This window comes from Rhodococcus oxybenzonivorans (assembly GCF_003130705.1).
In the GTDB taxonomy this organism is placed as follows: domain Bacteria; phylum Actinomycetota; class Actinomycetes; order Mycobacteriales; family Mycobacteriaceae; genus Rhodococcus_F; species Rhodococcus_F oxybenzonivorans.
Genome location: NZ_CP021354.1, coordinates 5,321,014 through 5,346,747, shown reverse-complemented (window position 1 = coordinate 5,346,747; position 25,734 = coordinate 5,321,014). Strand labels below are relative to the sequence as shown.

Here is a 25,734-nt window from a genome sequence, read left to right as displayed (position 1 = left end):
CGTGACTTCTGATCACCGCTGAGGGTCGGAATCGGATCCGCCGCGCACCTCGAGACTGCCGAGGATGATTTCGGCCGCGCGTTCGATGTGCTGCTGTCTGTGCTCGTCGACGACACCCTGGATGTCCAGCGCCCAGTGCGCTTCGAACAGGCACGCCAGCGCGTAGGCCGTGGCCGAGACATCGTCGGCGGACGCGGCGGGATGGCGGTCGGCTAGGACAGCCTCCAGATCGGGCAGCCATCGCCCGGTCCACAGCTTGTGCAGCCGCTCGCGCACCGCCTGGTCACGAGCGCTCAGCGCCACCAGCTCGGCCCATACCACCATGTCGTCGCGGGTGCGGTACGCGCCGGGAGCGTAGGCCGCCGCCACGCGCTGCGGCAGCGGCAGATCGTCATTGCGATGCACGATCGCGGTGCCCATCGCACCGACGACGTGGTCGATGAATGCGCCGATCAACTCGTCGCGAGACCCGAAGTAGTGCAGGACCAACGTGCGCTGCAGCCCTGCCGCTTCGGCGACCTTCGAAAAGGTGACACCGGCCAGGCCCTCGCGCACGACGACAGCGAACGTGGCTTCGAGTATTTCGGGAATCCGCTCTTTGGCCTTGCTGGGACGCCCAACTTGATTTACTGTCATGATAGTTAATTTATCACGCACAACTTTTCGCGTGCAGGTTTTCCACAAGGCGTCACCCAGGAGCCGTCGGGCTCCCGGTGCCGACGGCCGTCCGATACGTCACCGATGACTGCGTGGCACAAAGCAAACCCCTGCGGCCCATGCCGCTCGGCGATATCGCCGGGCACGGGACTACATCGGAACCATTTCCGCCCGCCCGACCGCGGCGGGCCCGATCGAGAGGTGAGGGTCTGATGGGCCATTACAAGAGCAACGTCCGCGATCTCGAGTTCAACCTGTTCGAGGTCTACGGCCTGGACGCCGTGCTCGATTCCGGGGCGTTCGGCGACCTGGACGGCGACACCGTGCGGATGATGCTGGCCGAGGCCGCGCGGCTCGCCGAGGGTCCGGTAGCGGAGCCGTATGCCGACACCGATCGCAACCCGCCGATCTTCGACACGGAATCGCACTCGGTACGAATCCCGGAGTCTTTCAAGCGAGCGGTGCGGGCGTGGCAGGACGCGCAGTGGTGGCGGATCGCCAAGAGCGAGGTGGTCGGCGGGGTGCCCGCACCGTCGATGCTGAACTGGGCGATCAGCGAACAGGTTCTCGGTGCGCAACCGGCCGCCTACATGTATCTGAGCGGCTCGTTGATGGCGAATGTCCTCGTCGACATCGGCACCGAACAGCAGCGACGATGGGCTGCGCAGGCGGTCGAGCGCAACTGGGGCGCGACCATGGTCCTGACCGAGCCGGACGCCGGTTCCGACGTCGGGGCCGGCCGCACCACGGCGATCGAACAGGCCGACGGCTCCTGGCATCTCGAAGGCGTCAAGCGCTTCATCACCTCCGCCGACTCCGACGACCTTTTCGAGAACATCATGCATCTGGTGCTGGCCCGCCCTCGCGGTGCCGTCTCCGGCACCAAGGGGCTGAGCCTGTTCATCGTCCCCAAATTCCACTTCGACCACGACACCTGTGAACCCGGCGAACGCAACGGCGTCTTCGTCACCAACGTCGAGCACAAAATGGGGCTGAAGGCCTCGGCCACCTGCGAACTGACCTTCGGCGGGCACGGCATCCCCGCCGTCGGGTACCTGGTCGGTGACGTCCACAGCGGCATCGCCCAGATGTTCAAGATCATCGAAGAGGCCCGGATGATGGTCGGCACCAAGGCCATCGCGACACTGTCCACCGGCTATCTCAACGCACTCGACTACGCGAAGACCAGAGTCCAGGGCAGCGATGCGGCCCGAGCCTCGGACAAGACGGCACAGAAGGTGAGCATCATCCACCACGCCGATGTGCGCCGTTCGCTGATGATGCAAAAGGCATACGCCGAAGGGCTGCGATCGATCTATCTTTACACCGCCGGTCACCAGGATCCCGTCGTCGCCCGGCACATCTCCGGCGCCGACGCCGATGTCGCCGCCCGCGTCAACGACCTGCTGTTGCCCATCGTCAAAGGCGTCGGCTCCGAACGCGCCTACCAGTACCTCACCGAATCCCTGCAAACCTTCGGTGGTTCCGGCTTCCTGCAGGACTATCCCGTCGAGCAGTACATCCGTGACGCCAAGATCGACTCACTCTACGAGGGCACCACCGCGATCCAGGCGCAGGACTTCTTCTTCCGCAAGATCGCCCGCGACAACGGCGTGGCCCTGACGCACCTGCTCGGGCAAGTCCGCGTCACCGCCCAGTCCGATGCCGACGGGGGGCGGCTGAAGAACGAGAAGATATTGCTCTCCCAGGCACTCGAGGATGTGCAGGAGACTATCGGCAGGCTCACCACCCATCTTCTGAACGCTGTGAAAGAGCCGCGGGAGCTGTACTACATCGGCCTGAACGCCGTTCGGTTCCTGCTCCTCATGGGCGACCTGCTGGTGGCATGGCGCCTCATCGTCGCCGCCGAAACTGCGCTCACCGCAATTGATGCCGGAAGCGAGACAGCGTTTTACACCGGCAAGCTCGCAGTGGCCTCGTTCTTCGCCAACTCCGTGCTGCCTCATGTCACCGCCGAACTGGCAGTGGTCTCCGCCACGGATCTGACCGTCATGACCCTCGACGAGGCCGGATTCTGACGCAGCGATTCGCCCGTTTCCATGATTCCTGAAAGAAAGTGAGGAACAGCAGTGACAAAACCGGAGGCACAGGAAACCTACGTACCAGGTGAGGAGACCACCGAGGTGGTCGTCATCGGCGCCGGAATGTCGGGGTTGATGGCAGCGACAACGCTGCTACCCGACGCCGACGTTGTGGTGCTCGAGTCCACCGATCGCACAGGTGGACGCGTCGACAGTGTTCGCCAGGGCGACTACTGGATCAACGTCGGCACGCAATTCACCGAGGGCACCGGCCCGCTCTTCGATGCACTCCAGCGGCACAACATCGAGATGGGTTCGCTCGCGGGCAAGGGTGTCGGGCTGTATCTGAACGGCGGATTGGTCGACACCTCCAACCCCGTGGAGCTGATGTTCGGTTCGCGGATGACAATCATGGACCGGATCGGCATGGCCATCGTCGGTGCACGCATCCTCGCTGTCACCCCGTTCCTGCAGTCGCAGAGCCGGACCGCGCGACGGGTTCGCGCCAAGCTCGACACCAAGCTCGCGTCCTACCTGCTCGAGGGAGTGCGATCGGAACTGGCCACCGCGATCGTGCGCGCGTGGTCGGCCCAGTGGATGGGATGCGAGGTCGAGGAAACCGCCGCCACCCAATTCGTCACCTCGGTGGGCCTGGCACTGTCCGACCCGGCCAAGGTCCCGAACTTCTCCCTGCCGGTGGGAGGCAATCAAACCTTGACCGACGTGTTGGCCGAGGATCTCGGTAGCCGGGTTCGGCTGAACTCGCCAGTGCAATCGGTGCGGCGCGACGGTGACGGCGTGGTCGTCGACTACCTCGACGGTGACCGTCCGGCACGCCTGCGCGCCAAGCGCGCGGTCGTGACCGCCCCCGCCGACATCGCCAAGAGGATCCTCCCGGATCTGCCTCAGCAGCACTGGAACGCGCTGAACGACATAACCTACGGCCGGTACGTGATCGTCGGATTCTTCACCGAAGAAACCGGAGAGCAGCGCTGGGACGACTTCATCGCAGTGTCGACCCCGCAGCTGTCGTTCCAGGCGATGTTCAACCATGCCGCGGCACAGCGTCGCGGTGATGACCGCAAACCAGGCGGCGCCGTAGCCTGCTTCGCCGGCGGCGCACAGGCCGACCAACTGTTCGACCTGTCCGACGAAGAGATCGTCGCGCGCTTTTCCGAGGACTTGCTCACGGTGTTCCCTGAGCTCGCAGGAAAATTGGGCACCAGCATCATCCGCCGCCACCGCCGTGTCGTGCCCTTCTGGGCACCCGGGCGCCGGAACTCGCTTCCAACGCTGCATAATCCGCTCGACACGGTCTATTTCGCCGGTGACTACCAAGGCGATTTGCCGACGCTTGCCGACGCCGCCACCTCAGGCCAGCACGCGGCCAAGGCAGTCCTGGCAAGCCTTGGCCGACAGTGGTGAACAAATCTCCCAAGGAGGAGGTAGCTGTGACAAGAACTTCCTGAGGTCGATGTGTCATTGTCGGTGACCGGTGGCATCTCGTATCTGCTGCCTCAGGCAGTCGGCGCGGCGAAGGCCAAAGAACGCATCCTGCTGGGCAGTCGCTTCTCGGCGGACGGAAGCGCAGCGCTCGAACCTGATCGACATCGTCGTGAGCGCCGAACGAGATCTCCGACGTGCTCGCCTATTCCGAGGCAGCGCCGCTCGTCACCGAGGCCGAGTTCGCCTCCTCGGCGAGGACCAGCGCGAGTTCCTCACCCGCACCCTGGACCCGACTCGATCGACCCACGCCCACCTGCGGTCTTCCAGACTGCAGGTGGGCGTGGAGGAATTGCCTAGGGTCTTTCCGCTACTGAAAAGACCGGCAACAGATCGGGCCAATCGAGGCGCAGTCGCAGAAATCTGCCGACCAGATTGGCGCTCTCGGCGACCTGCGTGGCGTGGCGCGATGCTAACCACTGGAAATCGTCAGACCGGGCCGTGAACCGATTCTCTGTCAACCGCCCGCCACCAATTTGCATCACAAATGTTGTGTTAAATCCCGGCTTGTGTTTACAGTGATCCTCGTCTGCGAGTTCGGCGAGAACGACAAAAGATTCACCTCGAGCGAACAGGCGAGCGCGTAGTAATCAAACTCTGGAGGAGTTGTCGATGCCTGCGGCGGTCATCGCGGCCGTCACGGTTCGCCGATCGACCCAGGTGGGCCACGGTTCATACGAGGAGAACAACAAATGAGATACAAGCCGGAAGGTGCGGTGGAGGTCGAGCTTCGGTGGACGGACATCGACGCGTATCGACATGTCTCGCACATGGCGCTCGTCACGATCGTCGACCAGGGCCGTGGTCGCTGGCTCGACAGCTTGGGGGAATTGCCGGATGACTGGTCCTACGTCGTCGCCCGCCTGGAGTTGGATTTCCGCTCGCCTGCCGTCCTCGATGACCGAAAGTTGCTCTGCTCGTTCGCGGTCGACCACGTCGGAACGTCCAGCATTCGGCTTCATGAACAGGTCACCACTCCCACCGGAACCGTGGTGCTGGAGGCGGTGAGCGTGATCGTCGCGTGGAACACGGATCTCTCTCGGAGCCGGGCGCTGACCGAGGAGGAGAAATCGCTCCTCAGCTCAACCCCCGATCACTGGCGCGGATGAAGGGTCGTGGCAGAAGATCCGGCGCATTGATCTCGGTAACGACGTGGCGAAACCGAACATAAACGGCCAGGTGCACCGTAGGGCACCCGCTCGGGATGACCAGCTCCCGGACCGCCAGTACCGGAGCGTTTGGACTCCCGGCGGTGGCATGAACAGGATGTTGCGGCGATGTCGGAACGCCATCGCGGCGGAGCCACTGGCTGTGCTCCGCCGCGGTCCTGCGGCGCTACGTGTTCGTGCTGAGCTCCTCCGCTGCAACACCTTCGAGTGAACGGTTGGTGGTCCGAGGTCCGAACATGACGACGATGAGGGAGAATGCGATGTAGCAGGCCGCGGCGGTGATCATCACACCGCCGAGGCCCCACCCGCCGTAGAGTGCTGCACCCAGAACGCCCGAGACGGCGCCACCGAACCGTCCGACGCCGATGATGATCCCGCTGCCCAGGCCGCGGGCCCCGGTGGGGATCGCTTCCGGGATGTAGGCGTAGAACACGGTGAGCACGAGCCCAGTCGTGATGGCGACGGCGCCGCCCGCCGACATCACGACCGGGCTGCTGGTCGAGACGCCCAGCAACACGAACGGAAGCGCACTGACGAGGGACGTGATGAGGATGAGGGTCTTGCGTTCCACTTTGTCCATGACCACTAGGGCAATGAGGGGGGTGACGCAGTAGACGACGTTCCAGATCAGCTGGACCTTGTATGCGTGGGTTTCGGAGTAGCCGAGGCCGTTGACGATTGCGTACAGAGCCCAGTTGCCGAACAGGTAGTAGCCCAGGGTGGCACCGAAATAGCCCAGGGATACGACGGTGATGACGCGCAGCACCCTCCGGTTCCCGAGGACCTGGCGGAGCGACTGCTGCTCGGTGTCGGTGCCGGTGACCACCGGCAGGTCGCTGAGGGGTCCGCGGCGCAGCGCACGGGCCTCGAGCCTTTCGACGATCTGTTCAGCTTTGTCGAACTGGCCGCGGGAGATGTGCCAGCGGACCGATTCCGGCAGGACCAGTCGGACCAGGGGTGCGATCAGCAATCCGACACTGCCGATGATGAACAGGTGCCGCCACGTGTCGGGCCCGCCGCCCGGGATCGTGACCAGGGCGAGCAGCGCGACGAGCGGGGCGACGACCACGAATCCCATGGTGAGAATCGATACGAACCGGCCGCGGGTCTTGCTCGGGAACATTTCGGCGACGTACACCAGCAGGACCGATGTCGCTGCCTGCACGCCGACGCCGGTGACGAAGCGGGCGAGAATCATTGCCTCGAAGTTCGGTGCGAATGCGGTGGCGAGCGCCCCCAGTGAGTAGAGGAGCGTCGACCACACGAGGACCTGCCGCCGACCGAACCGATCGGACAGCCACCCGCCGGCGAATGCGCCCGCAACCATCCCGACGAAGAAGGCGCTGCTGACCGTTCCGAGCTGTCCCAGGCTCAGGCCGGTGCTGTCCGCGATTGCCGGCATCGTGTAGGCGAACAGTGCGTTGTCGTAGTACTCCAGCGCCAGATTGAGGGCCAGGATCGAAATCCAGACGATGTGCGGCGCCATGACCGGGAGGCGGTCGAGCCGGGCAGGGATGTCCGCCGACTTCCTCTTTCGGACAGTGGTGTCCGCGGTATCCAACAGATCCATTGTTCTGCCTTTCATGCGACAGCATTTCGTCCTTGCGGGCGAGGAGGAGGGGGAGTAGCGCATGTGCGCCTCGAAGCTGGGAATGCGTCGTACCGATCGACTCCATCGAAGCACCCAGGTCGAGGTGACGTGGATCACTGTAACCGCGAACCAGTCTTTGCACAACACTTGTTGTGTCAATGTTTGGGTTCCCTCGGGGAGGATTGAGCAATGGCAAAACCAGGGGTTGAGGGAAGCGGGAAACGTTGGCAGACAACCGATGAGTGAAGCGGGATGGAACAATTCGCAGTCGCGGGTCGCCGATGGACGGGCGTCACGGATAGCGTTGACGATGCAGCGGGGACCCTCCGGGGCGACGTTCCCGCAGATCTGCTCGCCGGCAAATTTAATTCGGGTGACGGGTGTGCCGCTGTTATTCCTCCATCAACCCGGAAGTTTCACCCCAAGCCGGGTCAAGGCACTCGTCGACTCCGCCGATGATGCCTGGGTGTTGCGGTGATCGGTCGACACCGCCGGCTGGAACGCCGGGCCCCGATCCCGGTGTCGACAGGGATGGGTCCTGATCAGCGGCGTGCGTCGGCCAGCGCTCGGGCGATTTCGCGAGCCGCCCTGGTGCCGGTCTCGATGGCACCGTCGATACCACCGATACCGATCTCGGCGATGTCACCGCCGGCGAAGTGGATGCGGCCGTGGGGTTCCCGCATCCGCGGCACCGACTGCGTGAGGTTGCCCGGCCGGTGATGAACCCACGCGCCCTGCGAGAACTCGTCGGTCACCCAGTCGTGGCAGGCGGTATCGACCACCTCGATGTCGGGAACGAACAGCCGGAGCGCGCGTTGCACTGCCTCGCGATTCTCGCTGTCGATCGCCGAGGCGTCGGAGCAGAAGCACACAACCAGCGTGTCACCGTCGTGGCGGTATTCCACCCTGGCCGTGTTGATCGGATGCCTTCCGGCGGGGGCCATCGCGGCGAAGGCTTCGATCTCACCCCGGACCCGAGCCCAGATCTTCACGGTCTTCATCGGGTGTTTCTCTTCGACCATCGTGCGGACCGGCTCGGCGAGTGCGGGGGTGATGATCACATCGCCGAGTGTGTTGAGCGGAACCGCGGCGACGACGTACCGGGCGCGAAGGGTCTCGCCCCCACGGGTGGTCAGCACGGTCCCGCGCCCGTCGTCTTCGATCGCCGTCACCGGAGTGGACATGCGCAGCTCGGCCGTCGACTCACCGTTGATCGCGTCGAGCAGCCGCTTGGTCCCGCCGACGATCGGCCAGTGGCCGGCCCCTTCCTTGAAGGCGTCCCAGTGGCCGCAATTGATCGAGGCCCACAACAGGAACTGCGCAATGCCCTGCTCGCTCTCGGAGTGGACCAGTGACGCCATTGCGCCGCAGAGCACGTCTCGGTCGTGGGTGGGCAGGTTCAACGAGTCGATCCGGTCCGCCAGCGTCTGCTTCTCGATCACGCTGGTATCAGCGGCGGCGATGTCACTCGGCTGCGGAAACCACTCCCGCGAATCGGCCAGGCACCGGGCAGTCAGCGGACCGGCGATGGCGGTGTATTCGGCTGGGGTTCCCGAGTGCACAACTCCGCCGGCGAGCCAGTAGATCTTCTCGAGCTCCAAGGGTGTGGCCAGGCCGAGGCCGTAGCGCTCGAGCTCGTGCCAGACATGCGCCTGAGTCCAGTGCACATACGTGCCACCGAACTCCACCGACCGGCCGAATGCGTCACCGAGGAAGGTTCGGCCACCGATCCTGTCGCGCGCCTCGAGTAGTACCACCGAGTGGCCCGCGAGGCTGAGATCGCGGGCCGCGGTCACACCGGCAAAACCGGCACCGATTACTGCAACGTCGAACGTTTCCATCACGAGAAGCCCCTCACGGGTGTCAGTTGTATGAATGAAGGGACTGTGGTGGCACACTCCACCACTTGCATCACAAGTGTGCAAAAGGAAGAGAACGGAATAATCTGCATGGCAAGGCGTTTCGTGAGTCAGGCCATGAACATGGCTGGTCCTGTCGCCTCAACCCGGCCGGAGTGTCTGCTCTTTCCACGTGCCAGGTAGGCGCCACCGTTCATCCCATGGGCGGGTCGGCCCGGGCCAAGCGCCGGGGCTAGGTGGACGTCTTCTGCAGGCCGGTGCAGTCGATGTCGCGCTTGAGGATCTTTCCGGTCGAACCTTTCGGAAGCTGGTCCACGAAACGGACGATTCGAGGAATCTTGTACGCGGACAGACTGTTCCGGCACCAGGAGGTGACCTGTTCTTCGGTGAGGTCCGAGTCGGGCTGACGGACGACCACTGCGGCGACCTCCTCGCCGTAGTGGTCGTCGGGCACTCCGATGACCGCGGCCTCGACGATGTCGGGGTGCTGGTAGAGGACCTCCTCGACCTCACCGGGGTAGACGTTGTAACCGCCCCGGATGATCAGGTCCTTGAGCCGGTCCACGATGCGCAGGTCGTGGTCGGCGTCGAACTCACCGAGGTCGCCGGTGCGGAACCAGCCACCAGGGTCGAGGACCGCGGCGGTGGCGTCAGGACGGTTCCAGTATCCCTTCATCACCGTGTCGCCCCTGATGAACACTTCGCCCACCACCCCGTCCGGGCAGGGATGTCCGATTGAATCGCGGACCCCGACTTCAAGGCGTGGCACCGCGGCGCCAACGGAACCAATCTTGCCGCCGCGGTCCACATCGTTGAACGCACCGAGCGCGGTGGTCTCGGTCAGGCCGTATCCCTCGAGGATGCTGCAATCGAAACGGGATTCGAAGACCCGGGCGATCTCGCCGGGCAGTGACGCGCCCCCGGACACCGCGACCCGCAGGTGTGAGAAGTCCGTCTCGGCGTCGCCGGCGACGTGCAACATCGCGTTCCACATCGTCGGCACCCCGACCAGGATGGTGAGGTTGTCACGCCGAAGCATGTCGAGCATGCCGTCCGGGGTGAACGGGCTGAGCAGGGACAGGGAGCCGCCGCCGGTGAAGCTGGCCATCATCACCGATGCCTGACCGAACACGTGGAACAGCGGCAGTCCGGTACCGGTGCGATCGGCCCTGGTGCTCCGGCAGATAGTGGCGGCGATTTCACCCGCGGACAATAGGTTCCCCACGGTGAGCTGGGCGCCCTTCGGCCTTCCGGTGGTGCCGGAGGTGTAGAGGATCGCGGCCGTGTCGTCGCTCGTGCGGGCGACGGCGCCATGGATGGGGGCGGCATCGGTGGGCGCACCCGATTCCAGATGCCAGACCGGAACTCCGACTTCAGCGGCGGCCTCGGCGACCGCCGGGCCGAGACCGTGCCAACCGATGGCCAGGCGCGCACCCGAATCCGTGAGGTAATACGCGATCTCCTCGGTAGTGCACATAGTGTTGACGGTGACCGCGACTGCGCCGAGCGCTTGGATCCCCATGTAGGCCACGACGAACTCGGGAACGGACGGCGCAGCGAGGAGGATCCGATCACCGGCACCGACACCGGCGTCGCGCAGGGCCCCCGCGTACCGCAGGCTGGCGTCGCGCAGGCCCGCATATGTCCAGGGTGCGGTCGCGGTGCGCAGTGCGATGCCGGTGGGTGATACGGCCGCGTGACGGGCAATGGGGTCGAGCAGGTTGGGCATCGAAGAGACCTTTCAGAGGAGTGCGCAGGACGTCTGGCACCGACACGAGGCGACGAGCAGCCCTTGTTTTCGTGTCGGCGACAGTGGCGAACCGCTCACCAGGCCCGACGCTCGGGGTCGCCGAGGTGATCGACGAGCAAGGGGGGCGCCGGTCCGTGGAGGCGGATACTTCAGGCGCGTACATGAGCGGGTCTGCCTTCCTGCGAGGGGCGGTTCAGAGGAGCTGACGGAAGATGGGGGAGCGAAAGGGCTCACCCTCGTTCAGCTTCGCCATCTCGTCGGCGAAGAGGACTCCGTTGCGGGCGTAGTTCGGGTTCGCGTCCGGAAGCGTGCGGAAGGTGGCGTCGTCGCCGAAGAAGCGCAGCACCAGTGTGTGGCGGTCCGGGGTGGCTGCGTCGACGGGGGCGCCGCCGTGGAGTGAGCGAGGATGTAGGACAAGGACATCGCCGGGGTCGATGGCCCAGGAGAGCACGTCGTAGGCGTCGGGGTCGACCGCGCGTTCGGCTTCGATGTCCGGCAGACGAGGGTAGGTGCCGTCGCCGTAGAGCGGTTCGGTGGGGTCGTCGGGGTTCAAGAAGCTGGCCCCGTCGTACTGGATACCGCGGTGGGAGCCGCGGACGATCTCGAGCGAATTCTGTTTGGGGAGAGACTGAAAGGAGATCCAGGCGTTGCCCCAGTGTCGGCCTTCCCACGGCAGGTTGGCGGTGTCCTGATGCCACGGTCCGCGGCCGCTCGTCCCACCCTGTTTGAGGAAGATCTCCTCGGCGAAGTACCAGACGTGTTCCGAGCCCCATAGGTCGGCGAACAGTTTCCCGAACGGTAGCGACGACACCAGCTCGTCCAGTCGATCCTTGGCGAGGGGGTTGGCATTGTCGATGTGGGTGCGCAGTTCGGTCCCGTCGAGGGGACGGAAGACGTGGGGGCCGGGATTGTCGACGGCCCACATGAACGCTTCATGGCACTGCGCCAACTGCGTTTCGTCGAGGCAGTCCTCGATGAGGACGGCTCCGTCGTTCCGAAATGCCTGGCGCACTGACTCATCCATCTGTGGTCCCTTTCTTCTTCGGGAGAGGTCGCTTCTGCCGGAGGTGGCACAGGTCACTGTAACGAGCAACGGTATTTTGCACAACGGTCGTTCTGTAAAATCTGTGACACAATCAGAGAGTGCTGAAGAAGCAGACCCGACAAGCAAGCGGCGGCGGTGCCGAGATGGCGGTGCGTCGGGGTCGCCCGCCGGGTGACCCCGAGGTGAAGCGTGTGGAGTTGTTGAAGGCGGCGACATCGACGATCGCGGAGGAGGGCTACGCCAACGCGTCGTTGCGCAAGGTGGCCCAAAGGGCGGGATACACCACCGGGGCAGTGACGTACTACTTCGCCAACAAGGAGGAACTGGTCCTCGCGTTGGTCGAGAGCCGGTTCGACCGCTACGACGCGATGCTCGAGGGCATTCAAGCGGAAACCGCTATCGAGGCGCTGTTCGAACGCTGGCTGCGGCTGACCACCAGCGACCCCGAGTTCTGGCCCGTGATGTCCGAACTACTCGCCCACGCGCGACACGACCCGGCTCTCGCCGCGGTCTATAAGCAGCGCTACGGGCGGTTCCGTGAGGTGTACACCTCGATCATCGCGGCCGGGCAGGTGAGGGGCACCGTTCGGGACGACATTTCCGCGGACCTGCTCGCCGATCAGCTGAGCGCCATGGCCGACGGCTGGGCGTTGCTGTTCCCCCTCGAACCGGAGAGGTTCACCCCGGGCCGGGTTCGGGAACTTGTCGATGCCGCCGTCGCCTTGATTGCCCCGGTCCCGGGCGCGCGGCGCTAGTCGGCTGGCAGGGCGACGGGTGGTCCACGCACGCGGGGCCGGTGTCAAGCGGGATCGGTTCTGGAGGAGAGGGCTCAGCCGCGACGGTCGGTGAGCCGGTCCGCTAGCCATGCCAGCTGGAGTGTCTGCGAATTGACGAGTCCGGGCGCGAACTTCGGTTTTGCCCGCCACACGGCCTTCAGGTGGTCGTGCATGCCTTTGCCGCAGATGTAATCGGCGACGAGACTTCCGAGATATGGTGCTTGAGCCAGACCGTGGCCGTTGCACGCGCTGTTGTAGATGACGCGAGGAGACGCATATCCGGCCACCGGCAAGACCGACGGAGTGATGCCGATCCATCCGGCCCACGCCTTCGCCGGTTGAACATCGTGCAATGTGGGAAAACGCGTACGAAATGCTCGTATCAGATCGGCGACGATCGCCTGCTCGGGCTGGCGATCGGTGATCTTTCCGCGCGACATCTTTAGTTTGCGGGTGGTGACGACAATCGTGCCGCGCGGTGTCGTTCGGTAGCTTTCCATCACCATGTGCCTGGTCACCATCGGGGTGCGGCTCGTCCAGCCGGCCGCATCGAGAAGGCTTGGTGCCACCTGCTCGGTCTCGATGGCGGTCACCTGCACGGGGGTGGAGAGCCATCGGGGTGTGATCGATAGTTCTTTCGCATGAGCGTTGTTCGTCAGCACCACCTGGTTGGCGTGGACGCGACCACTGGACGTATCGAGTGTGACCGAGTCACCCGTGTCTTTGACGTCGAGGACCCGACTCTGCTCGAATGTTGTGATAGCCGAGGCCAGGACGGCATCGCGCAGACCGAGAGCGAATTTGCCCGGATTCATGATCCCACCGATGCGTGCGTAGATGCCGCCCAGGAAGGCATCCGGAACGCCCATGTCACGACCGTCGACGATCTCCGAGTCTATGCCGGCGTCGATGAGTATCCGGGCGCCGGCTTTCACCGCCTCGAGCTGGGACGGTGTCACGGCAGAAGCGAGAATGCCGGTTTGCTCGTAGTCGCAGTCGATCGAATGGTGGTCCATCAGGTCTTCGGTGAAGTGAACCGCCGAGTCGGCGAAGCGCACCAGGCCATGGAAACGACCCGCGTAGTATTTCGCGAGGATGCGCGGGTCGCTTCCCACGGTGCTCGATAGGTAGCCCGCATTGCGTGCGCTCGCACCCCAACCGCAGAGGTCGGATTCGAGCAGGGTGACGTCGCGGCCGTGCTCGGCCAGGCGCAGCACCGTGAGCATGCCGCCCACGCCGCCGCCGACCACGGCGATGTCACAGTGGTGCTCGCCCTCAACGGGCGCCTCGAGATGAGTGGGACGGTCGACCCAGCCCGTGCTCGGGTAGTACTTCATCGGCGATGTGAGAGTCTTCATGGGTTCCTTGCGTTTCTGCTGATTCGTGCTGAGGCCTGGAGCGGCGACAGCACGAATAGCGATGACATAGTTGCGCTGGTCGAGTGGAATGGGGTCGGCGGTTCAGTCTCCCGCGAGTGCGACGACGCGAATCTCGACGACGAACTCCGGCCGCGCGAGCTGAGTGACGCCGACTCCGGTCCACGACGGGTACGGCTCGCCGATGTACTGATCTTTCACTGCGGCAAAACCCGGACCGTCACCTTGCAAATCGGTGTGAAACGTCGTCAACTCGACGACGTTCTCCAAAGACGAACCCGCTTCTTCAAGAACCTCTTTGACGCCTTCGAACGCCAGTCGCGCCTGAGCCTGCGGATCTTCGGGAATCTCTCCTGTGGCACGGTCGATGCCCACTTGCCCGGACACCCAGATGAGGTTCTCGGCCTGGGTCGCTTGTGAAAAATGCAGTCGCTCGTAGGTGGCCCGGGTGGTGTCGAGGTTGATGGTTTTGCGCTTCATGGCCTTCTCGTTGTCGTGTGTGCTCGTGGGTGGGTCATCGGAGCTGGCGGAAGATCGGCGAGCGGAACGGGTCACCGTCATTGAGCTTGGCCATCTCCTCCGTGAACAAGAACCCGTTGCGGGCGTAGCGCGGGTTCGATTCGGGCAGAACACGGAAAGTCGCGTCGTCACCGAAGAATCGGAGCACCAGGGTGTGTCGCGTCGGGGTCTCCTGATCTACCCCCGCACCACCGTGCAGCGACGAGGGGTGCAATGCGACGATGTCGCCGGGCTCGACCGCCCACGACATGACATCCCAAGAATTGGGATCCTGGGCGAGGTCGCGGTCGATGTGCGGCAGGCGGGGCAGCGTGCCGTCGCCGAAGGCCGGGTCGGTCGGGTCGTCGGCGTTCGAGAAGCTGGCGCCGTCGTACCTGACTCCGTGGTGGCTGGCGCGAATGATCTCCAGGGAGTTTTTCTTGGGAAGGCTTTGGAAGCTGATCCAGGCGTTGCCCCAATGTTCTCCGGCCAGCGGCATCACCGAGGTGTCCTGGTGCCATGGACCGCGGCCGCTGGCCCCGCCGTCCTTGACGAACACCTCTTCTGCGTAGTACCAAACGTGTTCCGAACCCCAGAGTTCGGCGTAAAGATCCGCGAAGGGCATCCGGGCGACGAGGTCGTCGAACTTGTCCTTGGCGCGCGGGTTCGCGTTGTCAATGTGCGTCTGCAGCTCGGTACCGTCAAGCCGGTTGAACACGTGCGGACCAGGGTTGGCGACGCTCCAGAGAAATGCCTCGTGGATCTCGTCCATCTGCTGCGGATTCAGCCAGTTCTTGATCAGCGCCGCCCCGTCTTCGCGGAACTGCTGTTTGGTTGCCTCGTCGATCATGATCTCTCCGATCCTTGATGGATGTGGTGACGAGGGTCACGGTAAGCGATCGATACGATATGCACAACACCTGTTATGCGAATTGCTTAAAATTTCATGACGACCGTTGTCTAAAAGTTCGGGGAGACGCGTTTGCCCTCGCGGAGTCGAGCCGCCACGGTCTACCCGGACCTGCGGATGCCGTTCCAGCTCGGACCCTGGGCTGGGAGGCGTCCAATAACCGCAGGGTTCGTGTCGAGAGTCTGTTCGCGGCACCCCCATCCGCCACGCGCCACGCAGCATCGTTGGCTGCCACGGGACCGGGCGGATGACTGCTCCGCCCCGCCCACAGCGTCGAACGTCGTGCAGACTGACCGAAGATCCGCTCGAAACGGGCGTCAAAACTATCGGTGATAGGCGCAGCCGAAAAGTGCTGGGCTACAGCTGGGGCTGCAGTGGCCGACTCGGCGACGGGGGGATTCTGCGTAAATACAGGTGAGAGGCTGTAAATCGTGGAGCCGATGACGGGAATCGAACCCGCGTATTCAGCTTGGGAAGTAGAACCGAGTGGCATTCAGTGGTGTCGGGCTGTATCTTAAAACCATCTTGACCAGCGAAATTGATCCGCTGTTGTCGTTCTCCGTCCACCGCTATTCTCGCCCTGTTGTGACATTCTCTGTGACATCTAGGGCTGGACCGTGGCGGAGTAACGAAACCTTCAACTACTCGATATGAACCACGGAGCCGAACCCAGCTCCCCGCACAGAACTGAGACCTACGTTGACCATCACCATCGCGCAGCACGCCGAATTCCTCACCAGAATGCACACCGCCATCGAGGAAGCCGGCTACACCATCCCGCAGGTTGCAGAACACCTCGGATACTCAGAGCACCAGCTACGCACCCCGGTCCTGTCAGACGAGAACCCCGACGGGCTAAGCGTTGATGACGTGTACCGGATCTCCCGGCTGGTCGACGGCGAAATGGTGGAGTGGTTCCGCGCCTTGTTCGACTGATCCTCAACGCAAAAAGACGGCCCCGGAATCCCGTTCAAGGGAACCGGGGCCGCTCTGTATGGTCGAACACGATATGGACCATGACTGGCGTGAAGATTGGATGCTGTGGACCCTCGAGTTGCTGCACCACCGGCGAGATTACGCAGAAGGCGAGTACTGGTGGTCGTCGGCTTCCCTCCGACAACCAACCAGTGACTCGCCACCGGAGCCTACGTCAGACGACTGAATCTGTCGAACAAACTTTCGAATCAGCGTAGGCTCATGTCGTGGCAGCCAAGGTTGAGCAAGCACCCGACAACTGCCCGAACGGTCACCCACTCGTCAGCGGCGGATGCTTGGTCGGCTGGGCCGTCTGCTCATGCGACACCGCGTCATACGGCGGCCGCAGGACGACCTACTGGTCGGATTCCGATCGAGCTCGCAGAATCCCCAAGGTCACCAATCGATACGGGAAGGATGTGTCAATCGACAACGCACGCCGGGCATCTTTCGATGGCAAGTATGCCTCTAGCGCTCTGGTCAGCGACTCCTCCGGATCGGGATACTGATCGAACTCTCGCCACAAGGTAAGAAGCACCCTGATTAACTCTGGGTTCTTACTTCCCGCTTCCCGTAGCTGCGCCGGCAGCGACAGTATCTTATCGATGTCCCCCGGATCAGTTACGACCTCCAGCAGAGACCACGGCAACTCTTTAGCCATCTCGCCCCGTCGCGCTGGCACCTTACCCTGAAACGCAGACCGGACCGCTGACGTCGACCCAATGGCCGTCACGGCCCTCCCAGAATCGTGAGCACCACCAGTCCCCAGCGTTTCCCGTCGCGAGCCCTCGCCACGTGTCGCGCTCACCGGGACCCCAAACGCGATTCATGCCGCTCCACTCAAACCCCTGCGGTCCAAAGAACTGAAAATGGCCTACCCGCTGAGCACCTCCGTCGAGCCAACCTTGCATAAGCTGAACATTATGTGAGAACGGACTAAACCCATCGAACTCAGTCAAGTTGCATACACGGACGCCGCCGTCACACTTCTGCTTGACATAGCCCTGAGTCTCAGGATCGCCGGGTGCAGACATTTCCGTCGTCGTTGTTTCCGTCATCGTGGCGGCCGAGCCCGGTACCAGACCTGGCTCGTGAGACTCCGCAGCGATCGCTGGCCCAGCAGCACCCGCCAACATCAGTAGCCCACCGAACAGCCCAGTCGCGACACTCCGAAAGCGCATCCAACTTCCTCTCTTGTCTGTCTAGAAATATCCGACCGACGAATTTGAGTCGAACGCGGAACGAAGGTGCGAGGGAATGGGAATCTTTGGTTCGATCGCAGGAGAAAGTTCGTCCGATTGGACGACATAGGTTCCTGAAATCGTTCATAAGCGGGAGTATGGGGGTATGAGCACCTCGGACAAGAACGAGCGGGACGCCCAACGGAATCGCGCCGGGATGGTTGGTTTCATGGCCGCCGCCCAATCAGAGGGCGCTTCTCCGATGGAGTCCATCGCGTCGGGGATGGCCGCGCGTAGCTACTCAGGAGCGATGGAGGCCGAGCGGATCGCGTCGAATGAACGACGCGCAAAGCTAGCAAATACAACTGGGTTCTGGCGACGACTTTGGGTGCGGTTAGTGGGATAGGTTGCGGCAGGGCTTCATGCGTCTCGCCCGATTCACGCCGTTGCACGTGTGCAGTCCGGCGGGCACGCAGGGGCTACGGGTGGACCCCTCAACACATTCCTACGATCACGCGGCGCGGGCCAACATGGTTGACCGATAGTGTCGCGTAGTCACCTAGACCGGACTTCCTATGGGAGGTTGTGGCCCAGATCCCCGCCGGCTCTTTCGGGTTGGACCGGCGGGGAAACGGGCGCACCCAAAGAGAGACGCGATGAGAACCACATACATCCCAGGTATGACCCGCCCAGGACCCATATCGCAGCGAGACGAGGTAATCGCCGCAGCACGACGACTAATCAAGCTACACGAGCGCCGCGGCCAAACAGTTCCGGACCCGATCCGAGAAGTCGCCGCCAAATCTTTGTCCGACGAGCGCGACGACTAGACCAGATCCCCTTCCCTCATTCACAGTGGGGAGAGAAGCTGCCACATTTCGCGTAGCTCGTGTCACGGGGTCCAACGTGGTCCCGTCCCACCCCACCAAAATTGCCGACCCCTAGCCGGTTTTGGCTGCTATTACCACTCCCGACTGGTGGGCGGCTTCGGGTTGTGCTTGCGGTTGCGGATGCCATCGCCTCTTGAGCTATTGCAGCCCCGGTGCGCCGGTCGGAGTGGCCCGTGTACATCCCCGCCAGCATTCAAAGGCACGGAATGATCTGCCGTCCAACTGTCCCTGTCGGTGTAGGGGAGGCTGATGTCTATGTCTTTGCCGCAGAGCCAACAAACTTGACTGGAGCGCCGTAGTCGCTTGGCTGCGTTGCGGTAGCGTCTGCTATCTCGGGGGTTGCCTGCCATGACAGCATCAGCCCTCTAGGTGCAGGCGGTTGCCGACGTCGAGTATCAGCACGTCGTGGGGTTGGCCGGCGCAGCGTTCGTGGTGGTCAGCGGGCAACTGGTACCGGCGTAGCTCAACCGGTTGACCCGAGGCGAGCATTCGCACTGGCTTCGACAACTCGTTGAACACCTGTGCGTCGATGTGTCCATAGCGGTCACGGAAGTCCTCCGCTTCACGCAACAAGTGCTCTCGCAAGCCGTTCGGCGTTGTCCCTCTGGGCATTCGTGCCATGTCAGTTCCTCCATCTGGTGTTCGCCGCCTGCTGGTGTCGCAGGCTCTTCTGCTCCGGCACCGTCGTGTCCGGGTTCAACGTTGCTGACCAGCGCAACACGTTCGCCTCACATTGGCGGATCTCCGCTGCCAGTTCCGTAATCCTGCGCGTTGAGACGGGTTCCTTCGCGCCTTCTATCGTGAGTAAATCGGCCAGTAGTGCACCCCTATCAGCCGCTTTACGGATCGAATCGAGCACCAATAGTTCCCTCTCGTCCCATTCGGCCGGCGCATCGAGAAGCTTGTTCAACTGTTCTACGACGCGCATGCCCTCCGATTTCTTGGGTCTGCCCATGTCTAGTTTCCTTACGTCGATTGGTTACGAATTGGTGCTTCTGACCTGCACCGATACTGCACACCGATTGGTTGAGCCCTGAGTTGCCCTGTGCCGGAATCACCCACCCCGGTACACCTGACGCGCGTTCTGCTGCTTCACAGGAGCACCCACAGATCAGTGCGCTACCCCCTGGGATCTCATGCGCTTATGCGGCGACTGGTCAGCGCTATGGGTACCGACAGAACTCGCGGAAGCGGTCGGGGTCACCCCGGTGGGGGTCAAATTGAAGGCCCCCTGACGTGTTGTGTGCCGGGTGTCAGCGGAGTCCGGGGTGCTTCTGGACTGGTAGCTTGAGCTTGGCTCTGCGTTTGGCTCTGGCTTGGACGCCTTCAAGTGCAGATTTGTTGGCGTGACAGGGGTTGCATACTGCGCGGCAGTTTTCATCGCTCTCGGCTAGTTCGGGTTGGTTCCCGAATGCTTTGACGTTGATGATGTGGTCGCATTCTGTTGCTGTGCCAATGCATTTGGGTCCGCGTATTTGGCATTGGTGGTTGTCTCGTTCGAGTACGCGTCTGCGGCGTTGTCTGTGTGCGGCGGTGCTGGTGCGGCCACCGTTGCCGGTCCATGTCATGTGTTGTCCTTCGGGTATGCGTGAGGGCGGCGCCAACTCACGTGGAGTCGATGCCGCCCTCGGGGTGTGGCGCAGCTCTGGCTATGCGGAAAGGTGCAATCGTGACCAGGCTTGGCTCTGCCCAGACCGTCTGGTGCAGTGACCTTGACGCCGTGTCAGGTGGTCAGGTGGGGTTAACTGGAGTGGCTGGCTGCAAGCTGTGCCGCCATGCTTGCGTCCGCGTCCTCGAGGTAAGCGTCGAGGACCGTCCGTGCCTCACTGGGGCTGTTCAGGTGCAGAGGTGTGAGACTCATCAGTCGCCCCCAATGCCCAACACGAAGCCGGTTGGTTGTCACCGGTTCGATAGCGTTGGTGAGGTCCGTGAGGCTGCCACGTGGGGCGGGCATCACCATTACCAGGCGCAAGGCATCGGCAACCCGGTCGATTCGTGGCTGTCCGAGTACCTGGGGGCCGTCACCGGTTGCGACGACAAGCCAGCCGATGATGTCGTGCCACATTCGGTCGAGTACCAGTCGGTGGTTCGGGATGGCGTTGTATGCGTCTACGGCATCGTGTCCGAGTTCAAGGATCTGATCCGGGGCTGCGTTGAGGCTGAACATTCCGGCGGCGGTGCGCAGTCCTTCGAGTGCGGCATCGAATGAGGGGCGCAGGGATTCGACCAGTTCGTCACCGGCTGCACCCTTGATCTCCTGCTCGTACTGCGTGCAGAGTGCAAGGGTCGCGGTGCCGCGTACCTTCGCCACATGGTTGGGATCATGAACTTCGGCGAGAGCCCCGTCGAGGTGCTGTGCTGCGGTCTTGGCGTTGAACTTCCCGTTGGAAAGTGCGGCGGTGAGCGCTGCCCCTGCGGGTGCGGGCTGCCAGGCGTTGATGGCTTCCAAGTTGTCGGTGATGCCCAGAAGGGTCTCGGGGATGGTGCCGCCGTTGGTGGTGACCGCGTTGTGGAATCGCTTGATGCTGGCTGCGGAGAGGGTCATTTGGAGTTCCTTAATCAGACTGCGAATGGGTGAGAGTTTGAGAGGGGGGATAGTTCGGGGGTGCCGTTGCGGCGGTGCAGGTAGTCGAGTTGCCGGTTCCCGCGTTCCTCGTCGTCCCCGTGTGCGTCGGGCGTCGCAGACGGTTTCTCAGCCTGTATTGCTGCTGGGCTCACCCGATCCTGTGGTCTCGTCCACGACGGCGGATACTGCGGTTCGGTCATGTTCGGTCCTTCTCAATCTCGTCCGCGAGATCGTGGATACGGTCACCCAGGGCGCGGGCTGCGGCGACGGTGAAAGTGATGCCGGCGACCGAGATTGCGTCCTGTGTCCTGGAAACCGGAATGTCAGTGCGGTGCTGGAAGCATCGACCGGATATCGCTTGGGTTACCTGGTCGCATCCCGCTACGGCGCATGGCTTGCGGTTGTCCGTCTGCGGGTAGTAGCGGGCCGCCCCGCCGTACCGTTGTGGCGCTGTCATGTTGTGCCTTTCAGTTCTCGGCGCACCCGGTAAACCAGATACGCGCTGCAGTTCAGTTGTTGTGCGATGTCGACGGGTTTCTGCCCTTCGGCCAACAACGTGCGGATTTGTGGTCTAGCCGGATGTGGTGGTCGTCCGGGTCCTGGTTTCCAGTTCCCGAACTCCCTACGGGCTCGCGCAGCATCACGGGCGTCGAGTAACTCGTTGAACTCGAATCGACGTCCGGAACCTGTGCGCCGTACCCGTATATGGCCGGCGGCAGCCCAACTGTTGATCGTGCGTGGTGTGCGGCCTACCAGTCGGGCGGCTTCGTCGAGCGTCAGCCACCGCTCGGGCAGGCTCAGCATCGGACGTCCATCAACACATCCATCAGACTCGGCCACTGCTCGATGTGGCGTACCCGGCAATCATTCAGCGCCTCATGCATACCTTCTGGCTCAACCCAATCAGGCTGTGACATGGCGTGTAGCAATCGGTCAGCGACTACTTGTACTGGCGTGACGTCGTCGGAGACTAAACCGGCGACACGTCCGCCGACGCGCCAGAATCGGCCGGCACCGCGGACTTCGACGCCCGCATATGACGCCCACTCGACGAGCATCCAGGTCTCCAAATCGGACGCATCAATTGCCGCGACATTGCAGGGCGGTTTCGACTTCGGCTTACCTCCCGTGTCCACCTTGTCGCCGATGCCGTGCCCCCGTGCACTGATGAAAGTCCGCAGTTCACGTACGGTCGCCGGCGCTGACGCGACAAGCCCGTGCAGAGAGATTGAACCCAAAGCGTCCACCTTCCTCCCGGTACAACAGCGGGCCCCGACCTCCTAAGAAGTCAGGGCCCGCTGGGAATATGATTATGAGATCTAAAAGTCCGGTTGATCTTCGTCGACCGGCTCAGCGCCTAGCATCGCGCGCAGATTTTTATGTGCGGCATCCTCGGCGTCCATATCCGCGATCACATCCCGGAGAAGTGCAACCGCTTGGGTGAGCCTGGGATCGACTCCACCAGTAGGTACCTCTTGCGCGTCGAGTCCGGTAACGGTGTGACCGTGAGCGGTGAGCGCATCCACCAACCCTTGCACCACCTCGGGGTGAACCATCCACTGTTTGCCGTCGGGGTTGTACTTCCGGCGGTTCGACGGCAGCGCCTTCACGATCCCCACCACGTCGGGGTCATAGGAGAATGTCAGTGCGTGCCCGCTGCCGGTGTCGGTGAACCTGATCGCGGTCATGCGTTCTCCTGACGTTCGGTCGGTACCGAGCTAATGCGGAAGTTGCGATAGCCGTCGAGGTCTTCAACGAGACCACCGCAGTCCGTGTTCAGTGGTACGACGGACCCGTCCGAGCGGAGCCCCCAAGCAACGAGCGGCTCGGTGAACTCGTCCTCGGTGCCGTGATTGTGGGTGACCTGCCAGCCCGTGGCGGGGATCATCTGCACCACACGGTTGTCGACTGCCAGCGGGCCGTACACAGGAACGAGACGCCCTACCTTCGCGTCCAGGACGAGCGCCTCACCGTCATCGCTCCATGCAACGACATCGCGGCCCGTGAGGACGTGGTGGCAGGGTTGGTCATTCGGAATCATTCGGAATCCTTCGGCGCTTGGGTGGACGGGTGGACAAATGTCCACCCATGCTTGCGGTAGACGGCGAATTCGTTAACAACGTCAACGGCTCTACCTGCGTGAATGCAATCTTGAACCTCGGTTGGGTGGACAGAATCGGCAAATTCTCCGGACCTCGGGTGGACAAATGTCCACCCGTCCACCCATGGATAGCTCACCGTGCCGCCGTCAGAAGTCGGTACTCAGTGGCCGCTTTGTTCCCCGAACCGACCTCCCGAGTCTCGATCTCGCCGCTCGACTCCATGCGGGCAAGGAGGATGTCGAACGCGTCCCTATCACGGCTCGCGAATACTGCACGCAACGGCTTCCGCTGATGCCAGTCACCATCCGACAGCATCCCGCGAACCTTCACCCCGACCCGCTGAACATTCTTCTTCTCCTTGTGATCTTCTGCATGAAGGTCCGCGTCAACCTTCGCCACAGCCCGCGCCTTCTCCGACTGTGCACGCGCACCCTTCAAGGCTTCCTGAATTCCGTCGCGAGTCCGATTCGATACGGACATAACTTCACCGGCCAGATCCCAGTACTCGTCCGTGATCGCCATATCCGACTCGCCGCACAACACCGCCAGCCCGAACGCCACCTTCTCCCGCAACAGCAGTGCGTGCCCATCGAGCGGGTCGCCGATACCCCTGTTCTGATCTCGACGGTGCTGCCGAATGAGATCCTCGGCCCTTTTGCAGACCGTCACAGCGTTGGTCGGCGCGAACGTTGGCGTCGAACCGTCTGCACGGTTCAGCGCGTCGAACGTCGACTCGATATCGGGCGGCACCGTCCACTCGTACGGGCCCGGATCGCTAGGGGTGATGTCCGGCATCGCCTCATCCGCGCCAGGCATGTACAGGAACCGCTGAGGTAGACCAGAACCCGCCTGATCGAACAGAGGACCGCACATAAGCTCCTGCGCACCAACGACAAGCGTTGCCCGATACGTATGAGGCTGCAACCACACCGACCGCGTCTCGTCAGAGTTCGAGAAGCCGGCGACCTCGCCCATCGCGGCCTGTAGCAGAATCCCGCCCAGCGTCGCATTCTGCCGCCCAGTGAGCGCAGTCAGGATCGAGATCTCCGAGCAGTCGAAACAAACCCGAGTGCGGGTGTGCTCGATGCGGCCCTCTTCCCCCTTCTCGCCTGATCGGTAACGGGCAAAGGACTTCACGAACCCTTCACCGGACCCGGGCGGGCGCTGGTCGAAAAGCTGCGCACCCTTCTCGTCGACGAACGGAAACGCTGCCTGTGACGCCTTCATGGCGGCACCCTTGCCGCCACCGGACCTACTGACCGTCGCCATGTAGAAGTTGAGCGGTGCCTCACCGCCGACGATTGGCGGCAACACGACGGACGGTTCGATTGTCGCGATTACACGGGCGAGTGTGACGCCCAATGTCGCCCACGGGCTTGCCATACGTGAACGGGCAAAATCCCGGACATGGGCCAATGCGGGCTTTGCGTCCCAGAACTCGCCGTCAGGTTCGGTGTCGGCGTGCCGAAACTCTCCGATGTCGAATACACCGGCTGTCATCAGGCACCACCTCGTGCAGAGCGGATCGTGGAATCAATCTCGCGGACATCGAGACCGATGCTCAGTCCTGCACCTACGAGATCCTGTTCGATGTCGTCGAGGATCCCGTTCTCGTGTGCACGGCATGCAGCCCAATGGAGGGCACTGTTACGCCCCCCTTCCTGCGCGCTGAGGACCGTGTTCACCAACCCCTCACCCGAACCACCGACCTGCTTACGTTCGGGCACAGGACGCGGCACATGGGGCTTCTTGACGATCAGGTCACGGAGCCACCGGGGGCAACGTGCTATCGGTGCAGTAGAAAGCCATTCGTACCGGCGTCCGCTCGCATGCAGGGACGGCGGCAACACCACATACCCTGTCGCGCCGACCTTGATGTCTATACCGGGGAACGGCTTGGCGACGAACGGTCCCTCGCAGCCGAACCAGATGTGCAGGCCGTTTCCGCCAGTCCTTGCGCACCGCGTTGCTGGGAGACGGCCGTACTGGTTCTGCAGGTTGACCATTCGAATCAGACCGGACCGGTCCTTCTTCATCTCATCAGTGAGAACTTCACCGGGCTTCGCGCGCGCACGGTCCAGGTCGACGAGCACGGTGCCGACGGGTGGGCAGCCGAGAACATTCGCGTCGGGGAACCGTCCCCAGTAGTCGCGAACCATGTCGGCGTCAGTGGTGGCGGCTTTGAAGCCATTTGGGGTGAGCGGGGTCTTATCCTCGCCGGGGAAGACCGGGATGCCCGACCGCGCGTACGAAAGCGCGTGGGCCACCATCGGTTCTGCTAGAGTGGTCATCGATTACTTCGGTTCCTTCCTGGGACCACGAACCCCCGACAGCTGCAACTGTTTGGGGGTTCATCTTTGTGAGGATCACGCAGCCTCATTGGCGGCGCGCACATCGTTGTGCCGGGCGAACTGGACAGCCGACAGAATCCGGTGCCCCAGGTCCTCGGCATCGTCAAGGCTCATACGTACATTCCACGACGTCGTGTCCGTCCACGACTTGATCGAGACAACGTCACAACCCAACGGGTGATCGAACAGGGCGCGTACCGCGAATGTTCCGTGCTTCATGCGGAACCACGGGCGGCATCAGCGATCTCGGATACGAGATCCTCTGGGAACGGAATGCAGGACGTCTTACGAATTAACGCGATCGCGCGCTGTGCATGCATCACCGCACGTAGACGGTTGATCGTCTCGTCGTCTGCCGCGTTCTTATACGCAACTCTCAGTTTGCCGGCGGCACTGAGCACTGCATCAGGCATGGCGCGCCCCTTTCATTGTTTGATGCTGAGGGATAGGAATATGGCTCTTGCGAACCAAGAGGAATGCGGGTACGATGCCC

Annotated in this window: 26 protein-coding genes; 5 read left to right on the top strand and 21 right to left on the bottom strand. The window is 62.9% G+C overall.

Annotated elements, in window-relative coordinates; translation table 11 throughout:
* Positions 1 to 12: 12 nt before the first annotated feature.
* Positions 13 to 636 (bottom strand): TetR/AcrR family transcriptional regulator, encoded by a 624-nt coding sequence (locus CBI38_RS24885; protein ID WP_109333082.1) that lies wholly within the window; start codon positions 634 to 636, stop codon positions 13 to 15.
* A 233-nt stretch (positions 637 to 869) separates the two neighbouring features.
* Here CBI38_RS24885 and CBI38_RS24880 point away from each other — a divergent pair, with 233 nt between their 5' ends.
* The 3 genes from CBI38_RS24880 (at position 870) to CBI38_RS24870 (ending at position 5,311) form a co-directional block, all read left to right on the top strand.
* On the top strand, positions 870 to 2,696 hold the full coding sequence (locus tag CBI38_RS24880; RefSeq protein WP_109333080.1) for an acyl-CoA dehydrogenase: 1,827 nt from the start codon (positions 870 to 872) through the stop codon (positions 2,694 to 2,696).
* 51 nt (positions 2,697 to 2,747) lie between these two features.
* A complete protein-coding gene (locus tag CBI38_RS24875; protein ID WP_257792458.1) occupies positions 2,748 to 4,124 on the top strand; it encodes a flavin monoamine oxidase family protein in 1,377 nt (458 codons plus the stop codon).
* 770 nt (positions 4,125 to 4,894) lie between these two features.
* Positions 4,895 to 5,311 carry an acyl-CoA thioesterase gene (locus CBI38_RS24870; protein WP_109333078.1) on the top strand — a complete coding sequence of 139 codons (417 nt, stop codon included), beginning with the start codon at positions 4,895 to 4,897 and terminating at the stop codon, positions 5,309 to 5,311.
* Between the two features lie 226 nt (positions 5,312 to 5,537).
* Here the strand turns inward: CBI38_RS24870 and CBI38_RS24865 are convergent, their stop codons facing one another.
* The 4 genes from CBI38_RS24865 to CBI38_RS24850 form a co-directional block, all read right to left on the bottom strand.
* On the bottom strand, positions 5,538 to 6,941 hold the full coding sequence (locus CBI38_RS24865) for an MFS transporter (protein WP_109333076.1): 1,404 nt from the start codon (positions 6,939 to 6,941) through the stop codon (positions 5,538 to 5,540).
* A gap of 563 nt (positions 6,942 to 7,504) precedes the next feature.
* Positions 7,505 to 8,803 (bottom strand): flavin monoamine oxidase family protein, encoded by a 1,299-nt coding sequence (locus tag CBI38_RS24860; RefSeq protein WP_230990269.1) that lies wholly within the window; start codon positions 8,801 to 8,803, stop codon positions 7,505 to 7,507.
* Positions 8,804 to 9,053: 250 nt separating this feature from the next.
* Entirely contained in the window at positions 9,054 to 10,550 is a 1,497-nt protein-coding gene (locus CBI38_RS24855) for an AMP-binding protein (protein ID WP_109333072.1), read from the bottom strand.
* A gap of 214 nt (positions 10,551 to 10,764) precedes the next feature.
* Complete coding sequence (locus CBI38_RS24850) at positions 10,765 to 11,595, bottom strand: phytanoyl-CoA dioxygenase family protein (protein ID WP_109333070.1); 831 nt, start codon at positions 11,593 to 11,595, stop codon at positions 10,765 to 10,767.
* Positions 11,596 to 11,714: 119 nt separating this feature from the next.
* Between CBI38_RS24850 and CBI38_RS24845 the strand changes: the two genes are divergently transcribed.
* Positions 11,715 to 12,371, top strand: coding sequence for a TetR/AcrR family transcriptional regulator (locus CBI38_RS24845; RefSeq protein ID WP_109333068.1), 657 nt, complete (start codon positions 11,715 to 11,717; stop codon positions 12,369 to 12,371).
* Positions 12,372 to 12,445: 74 nt separating this feature from the next.
* Here CBI38_RS24845 and CBI38_RS24840 read toward each other — a convergent pair whose 3' ends face one another.
* From CBI38_RS24840 to CBI38_RS24830, 3 genes are all read right to left on the bottom strand, one after another.
* Complete coding sequence (locus CBI38_RS24840; RefSeq protein WP_230989948.1) at positions 12,446 to 13,750, bottom strand: NAD(P)/FAD-dependent oxidoreductase; 1,305 nt, start codon at positions 13,748 to 13,750, stop codon at positions 12,446 to 12,448.
* 102 nt (positions 13,751 to 13,852) lie between these two features.
* Positions 13,853 to 14,248, bottom strand: coding sequence for a RidA family protein (locus tag CBI38_RS24835; protein WP_109333066.1), 396 nt, complete (start codon positions 14,246 to 14,248; stop codon positions 13,853 to 13,855).
* A gap of 34 nt (positions 14,249 to 14,282) precedes the next feature.
* The gene (locus CBI38_RS24830) at positions 14,283 to 15,116 is read right to left on the bottom strand and encodes a phytanoyl-CoA dioxygenase family protein (RefSeq protein ID WP_109333064.1); all 834 of its coding nucleotides are present in this window, start codon (positions 15,114 to 15,116) and stop codon (positions 14,283 to 14,285) included.
* 759 nt (positions 15,117 to 15,875) lie between these two features.
* On the opposite strand from CBI38_RS24830, the gene CBI38_RS24825 reads away from it, so the two are divergent.
* Positions 15,876 to 16,112 (top strand): hypothetical protein, encoded by a 237-nt coding sequence (locus CBI38_RS24825; RefSeq protein ID WP_109333062.1) that lies wholly within the window; start codon positions 15,876 to 15,878, stop codon positions 16,110 to 16,112.
* Positions 16,113 to 18,579: 2,467 nt separating this feature from the next.
* Here the strand turns inward: CBI38_RS24825 and CBI38_RS24810 are convergent.
* The 13 genes from CBI38_RS24810 to CBI38_RS24750 all read right to left on the bottom strand — a co-directional run bounded on the left by CBI38_RS24810 (position 18,580) and on the right by CBI38_RS24750 (position 25,654).
* Positions 18,580 to 18,843, bottom strand: a complete 264-nt coding sequence (locus CBI38_RS24810; protein ID WP_109333056.1) for a hypothetical protein — start codon at positions 18,841 to 18,843, stop codon at positions 18,580 to 18,582.
* 1 nt (position 18,844) lies between these two features.
* A complete protein-coding gene (locus CBI38_RS24805) occupies positions 18,845 to 19,177 on the bottom strand; it encodes a hypothetical protein (protein WP_109333054.1) in 333 nt (110 codons plus the stop codon).
* A 298-nt stretch (positions 19,178 to 19,475) separates the two neighbouring features.
* The gene (locus tag CBI38_RS24800; protein ID WP_109333052.1) at positions 19,476 to 19,790 is read right to left on the bottom strand and encodes an HNH endonuclease; all 315 of its coding nucleotides are present in this window, start codon (positions 19,788 to 19,790) and stop codon (positions 19,476 to 19,478) included.
* A 173-nt stretch (positions 19,791 to 19,963) separates the two neighbouring features.
* A complete protein-coding gene (locus tag CBI38_RS24795; protein WP_109333050.1) occupies positions 19,964 to 20,767 on the bottom strand; it encodes a hypothetical protein in 804 nt (267 codons plus the stop codon).
* Between the two features lie 217 nt (positions 20,768 to 20,984).
* Positions 20,985 to 21,245 (bottom strand): hypothetical protein, encoded by a 261-nt coding sequence (locus tag CBI38_RS24790; protein WP_109333048.1) that lies wholly within the window; start codon positions 21,243 to 21,245, stop codon positions 20,985 to 20,987.
* Positions 21,242 to 21,592 (bottom strand): helix-turn-helix domain-containing protein, encoded by a 351-nt coding sequence (locus tag CBI38_RS24785; RefSeq protein ID WP_109333046.1) that lies wholly within the window; start codon positions 21,590 to 21,592, stop codon positions 21,242 to 21,244. The genes CBI38_RS24790 and CBI38_RS24785 overlap by 4 nt, the downstream gene beginning before the upstream one ends.
* The gene (locus CBI38_RS24780) at positions 21,586 to 22,035 is read right to left on the bottom strand and encodes a hypothetical protein (RefSeq protein WP_109333044.1); all 450 of its coding nucleotides are present in this window, start codon (positions 22,033 to 22,035) and stop codon (positions 21,586 to 21,588) included. The genes CBI38_RS24785 and CBI38_RS24780 overlap by 7 nt, the downstream gene beginning before the upstream one ends.
* Positions 22,036 to 22,107: 72 nt before the next feature.
* Positions 22,108 to 22,476, bottom strand: a complete 369-nt coding sequence (locus CBI38_RS24775) for a hypothetical protein (protein WP_109333042.1) — start codon at positions 22,474 to 22,476, stop codon at positions 22,108 to 22,110.
* A complete protein-coding gene (locus CBI38_RS24770) occupies positions 22,473 to 22,829 on the bottom strand; it encodes a hypothetical protein (protein ID WP_109333040.1) in 357 nt (118 codons plus the stop codon). Before CBI38_RS24770 ends, CBI38_RS24775 begins: the two co-directional genes overlap by 4 nt.
* 193 nt (positions 22,830 to 23,022) lie before the next feature.
* Positions 23,023 to 24,390 (bottom strand): hypothetical protein, encoded by a 1,368-nt coding sequence (locus CBI38_RS24765; protein WP_109333038.1) that lies wholly within the window; start codon positions 24,388 to 24,390, stop codon positions 23,023 to 23,025.
* The gene (locus CBI38_RS24760) at positions 24,390 to 25,181 is read right to left on the bottom strand and encodes a bifunctional DNA primase/polymerase (protein WP_109333036.1); all 792 of its coding nucleotides are present in this window, start codon (positions 25,179 to 25,181) and stop codon (positions 24,390 to 24,392) included. Before CBI38_RS24760 ends, CBI38_RS24765 begins: the two co-directional genes overlap by 1 nt.
* Positions 25,182 to 25,256: 75 nt before the next feature.
* Positions 25,257 to 25,460, bottom strand: coding sequence for a hypothetical protein (locus CBI38_RS24755; RefSeq protein WP_109333034.1), 204 nt, complete (start codon positions 25,458 to 25,460; stop codon positions 25,257 to 25,259).
* On the bottom strand, positions 25,457 to 25,654 hold the full coding sequence (locus CBI38_RS24750; RefSeq protein ID WP_109333032.1) for a hypothetical protein: 198 nt from the start codon (positions 25,652 to 25,654) through the stop codon (positions 25,457 to 25,459). Before CBI38_RS24750 ends, CBI38_RS24755 begins: the two co-directional genes overlap by 4 nt.
* Positions 25,655 to 25,734 lie beyond the last annotated feature (80 nt).

What these genes read in the sequence shown, in the direction of transcription:
- CBI38_RS24885 (WP_109333082.1), bottom strand. Translation starts at nt 636, where the DNA reads ATGACAGTAAATCAAGTTGGGCGTCCCAGCAAGGCCAAAGAGCGGATT.
- CBI38_RS24880 (WP_109333080.1), top strand. Translation starts at nt 870, where the DNA reads ATGGGCCATTACAAGAGCAACGTCCGCGATCTCGAGTTCAACCTGTTC.
- CBI38_RS24870 (WP_109333078.1), top strand. Translation starts at nt 4,895, where the DNA reads ATGAGATACAAGCCGGAAGGTGCGGTGGAGGTCGAGCTTCGGTGGACG.
- CBI38_RS24865 (WP_109333076.1), bottom strand. Translation starts at nt 6,941, where the DNA reads ATGGATCTGTTGGATACCGCGGACACCACTGTCCGAAAGAGGAAGTCG.
- CBI38_RS24860 (WP_230990269.1), bottom strand. Translation starts at nt 8,803, where the DNA reads ATGGAAACGTTCGACGTTGCAGTAATCGGTGCCGGTTTTGCCGGTGTG.
- CBI38_RS24855 (WP_109333072.1), bottom strand. Translation starts at nt 10,550, where the DNA reads ATGCCCAACCTGCTCGACCCCATTGCCCGTCACGCGGCCGTATCACCC.
- CBI38_RS24850 (WP_109333070.1), bottom strand. Translation starts at nt 11,595, where the DNA reads ATGGATGAGTCAGTGCGCCAGGCATTTCGGAACGACGGAGCCGTCCTC.
- CBI38_RS24840 (WP_230989948.1), bottom strand. Translation starts at nt 13,750, where the DNA reads ATGAAGACTCTCACATCGCCGATGAAGTACTACCCGAGCACGGGCTGG.
- CBI38_RS24835 (WP_109333066.1), bottom strand. Translation starts at nt 14,248, where the DNA reads ATGAAGCGCAAAACCATCAACCTCGACACCACCCGGGCCACCTACGAG.
- CBI38_RS24830 (WP_109333064.1), bottom strand. Translation starts at nt 15,116, where the DNA reads ATGATCGACGAGGCAACCAAACAGCAGTTCCGCGAAGACGGGGCGGCG.
- CBI38_RS24810 (WP_109333056.1), bottom strand. Translation starts at nt 18,843, where the DNA reads ATGGCACGAATGCCCAGAGGGACAACGCCGAACGGCTTGCGAGAGCAC.
- CBI38_RS24805 (WP_109333054.1), bottom strand. Translation starts at nt 19,177, where the DNA reads ATGGGCAGACCCAAGAAATCGGAGGGCATGCGCGTCGTAGAACAGTTG.
- CBI38_RS24800 (WP_109333052.1), bottom strand. Translation starts at nt 19,790, where the DNA reads ATGACATGGACCGGCAACGGTGGCCGCACCAGCACCGCCGCACACAGA.
- CBI38_RS24795 (WP_109333050.1), bottom strand. Translation starts at nt 20,767, where the DNA reads ATGACCCTCTCCGCAGCCAGCATCAAGCGATTCCACAACGCGGTCACC.
- CBI38_RS24790 (WP_109333048.1), bottom strand. Translation starts at nt 21,245, where the DNA reads ATGACAGCGCCACAACGGTACGGCGGGGCGGCCCGCTACTACCCGCAG.
- CBI38_RS24785 (WP_109333046.1), bottom strand. Translation starts at nt 21,592, where the DNA reads ATGCTGAGCCTGCCCGAGCGGTGGCTGACGCTCGACGAAGCCGCCCGA.
- CBI38_RS24775 (WP_109333042.1), bottom strand. Translation starts at nt 22,476, where the DNA reads ATGACCGCGATCAGGTTCACCGACACCGGCAGCGGGCACGCACTGACA.
- CBI38_RS24770 (WP_109333040.1), bottom strand. Translation starts at nt 22,829, where the DNA reads ATGATTCCGAATGACCAACCCTGCCACCACGTCCTCACGGGCCGCGAT.
- CBI38_RS24765 (WP_109333038.1), bottom strand. Translation starts at nt 24,390, where the DNA reads ATGACAGCCGGTGTATTCGACATCGGAGAGTTTCGGCACGCCGACACC.
- CBI38_RS24760 (WP_109333036.1), bottom strand. Translation starts at nt 25,181, where the DNA reads ATGACCACTCTAGCAGAACCGATGGTGGCCCACGCGCTTTCGTACGCG.
- CBI38_RS24755 (WP_109333034.1), bottom strand. Translation starts at nt 25,460, where the DNA reads ATGAAGCACGGAACATTCGCGGTACGCGCCCTGTTCGATCACCCGTTG.
- CBI38_RS24750 (WP_109333032.1), bottom strand. Translation starts at nt 25,654, where the DNA reads ATGCCTGATGCAGTGCTCAGTGCCGCCGGCAAACTGAGAGTTGCGTAT.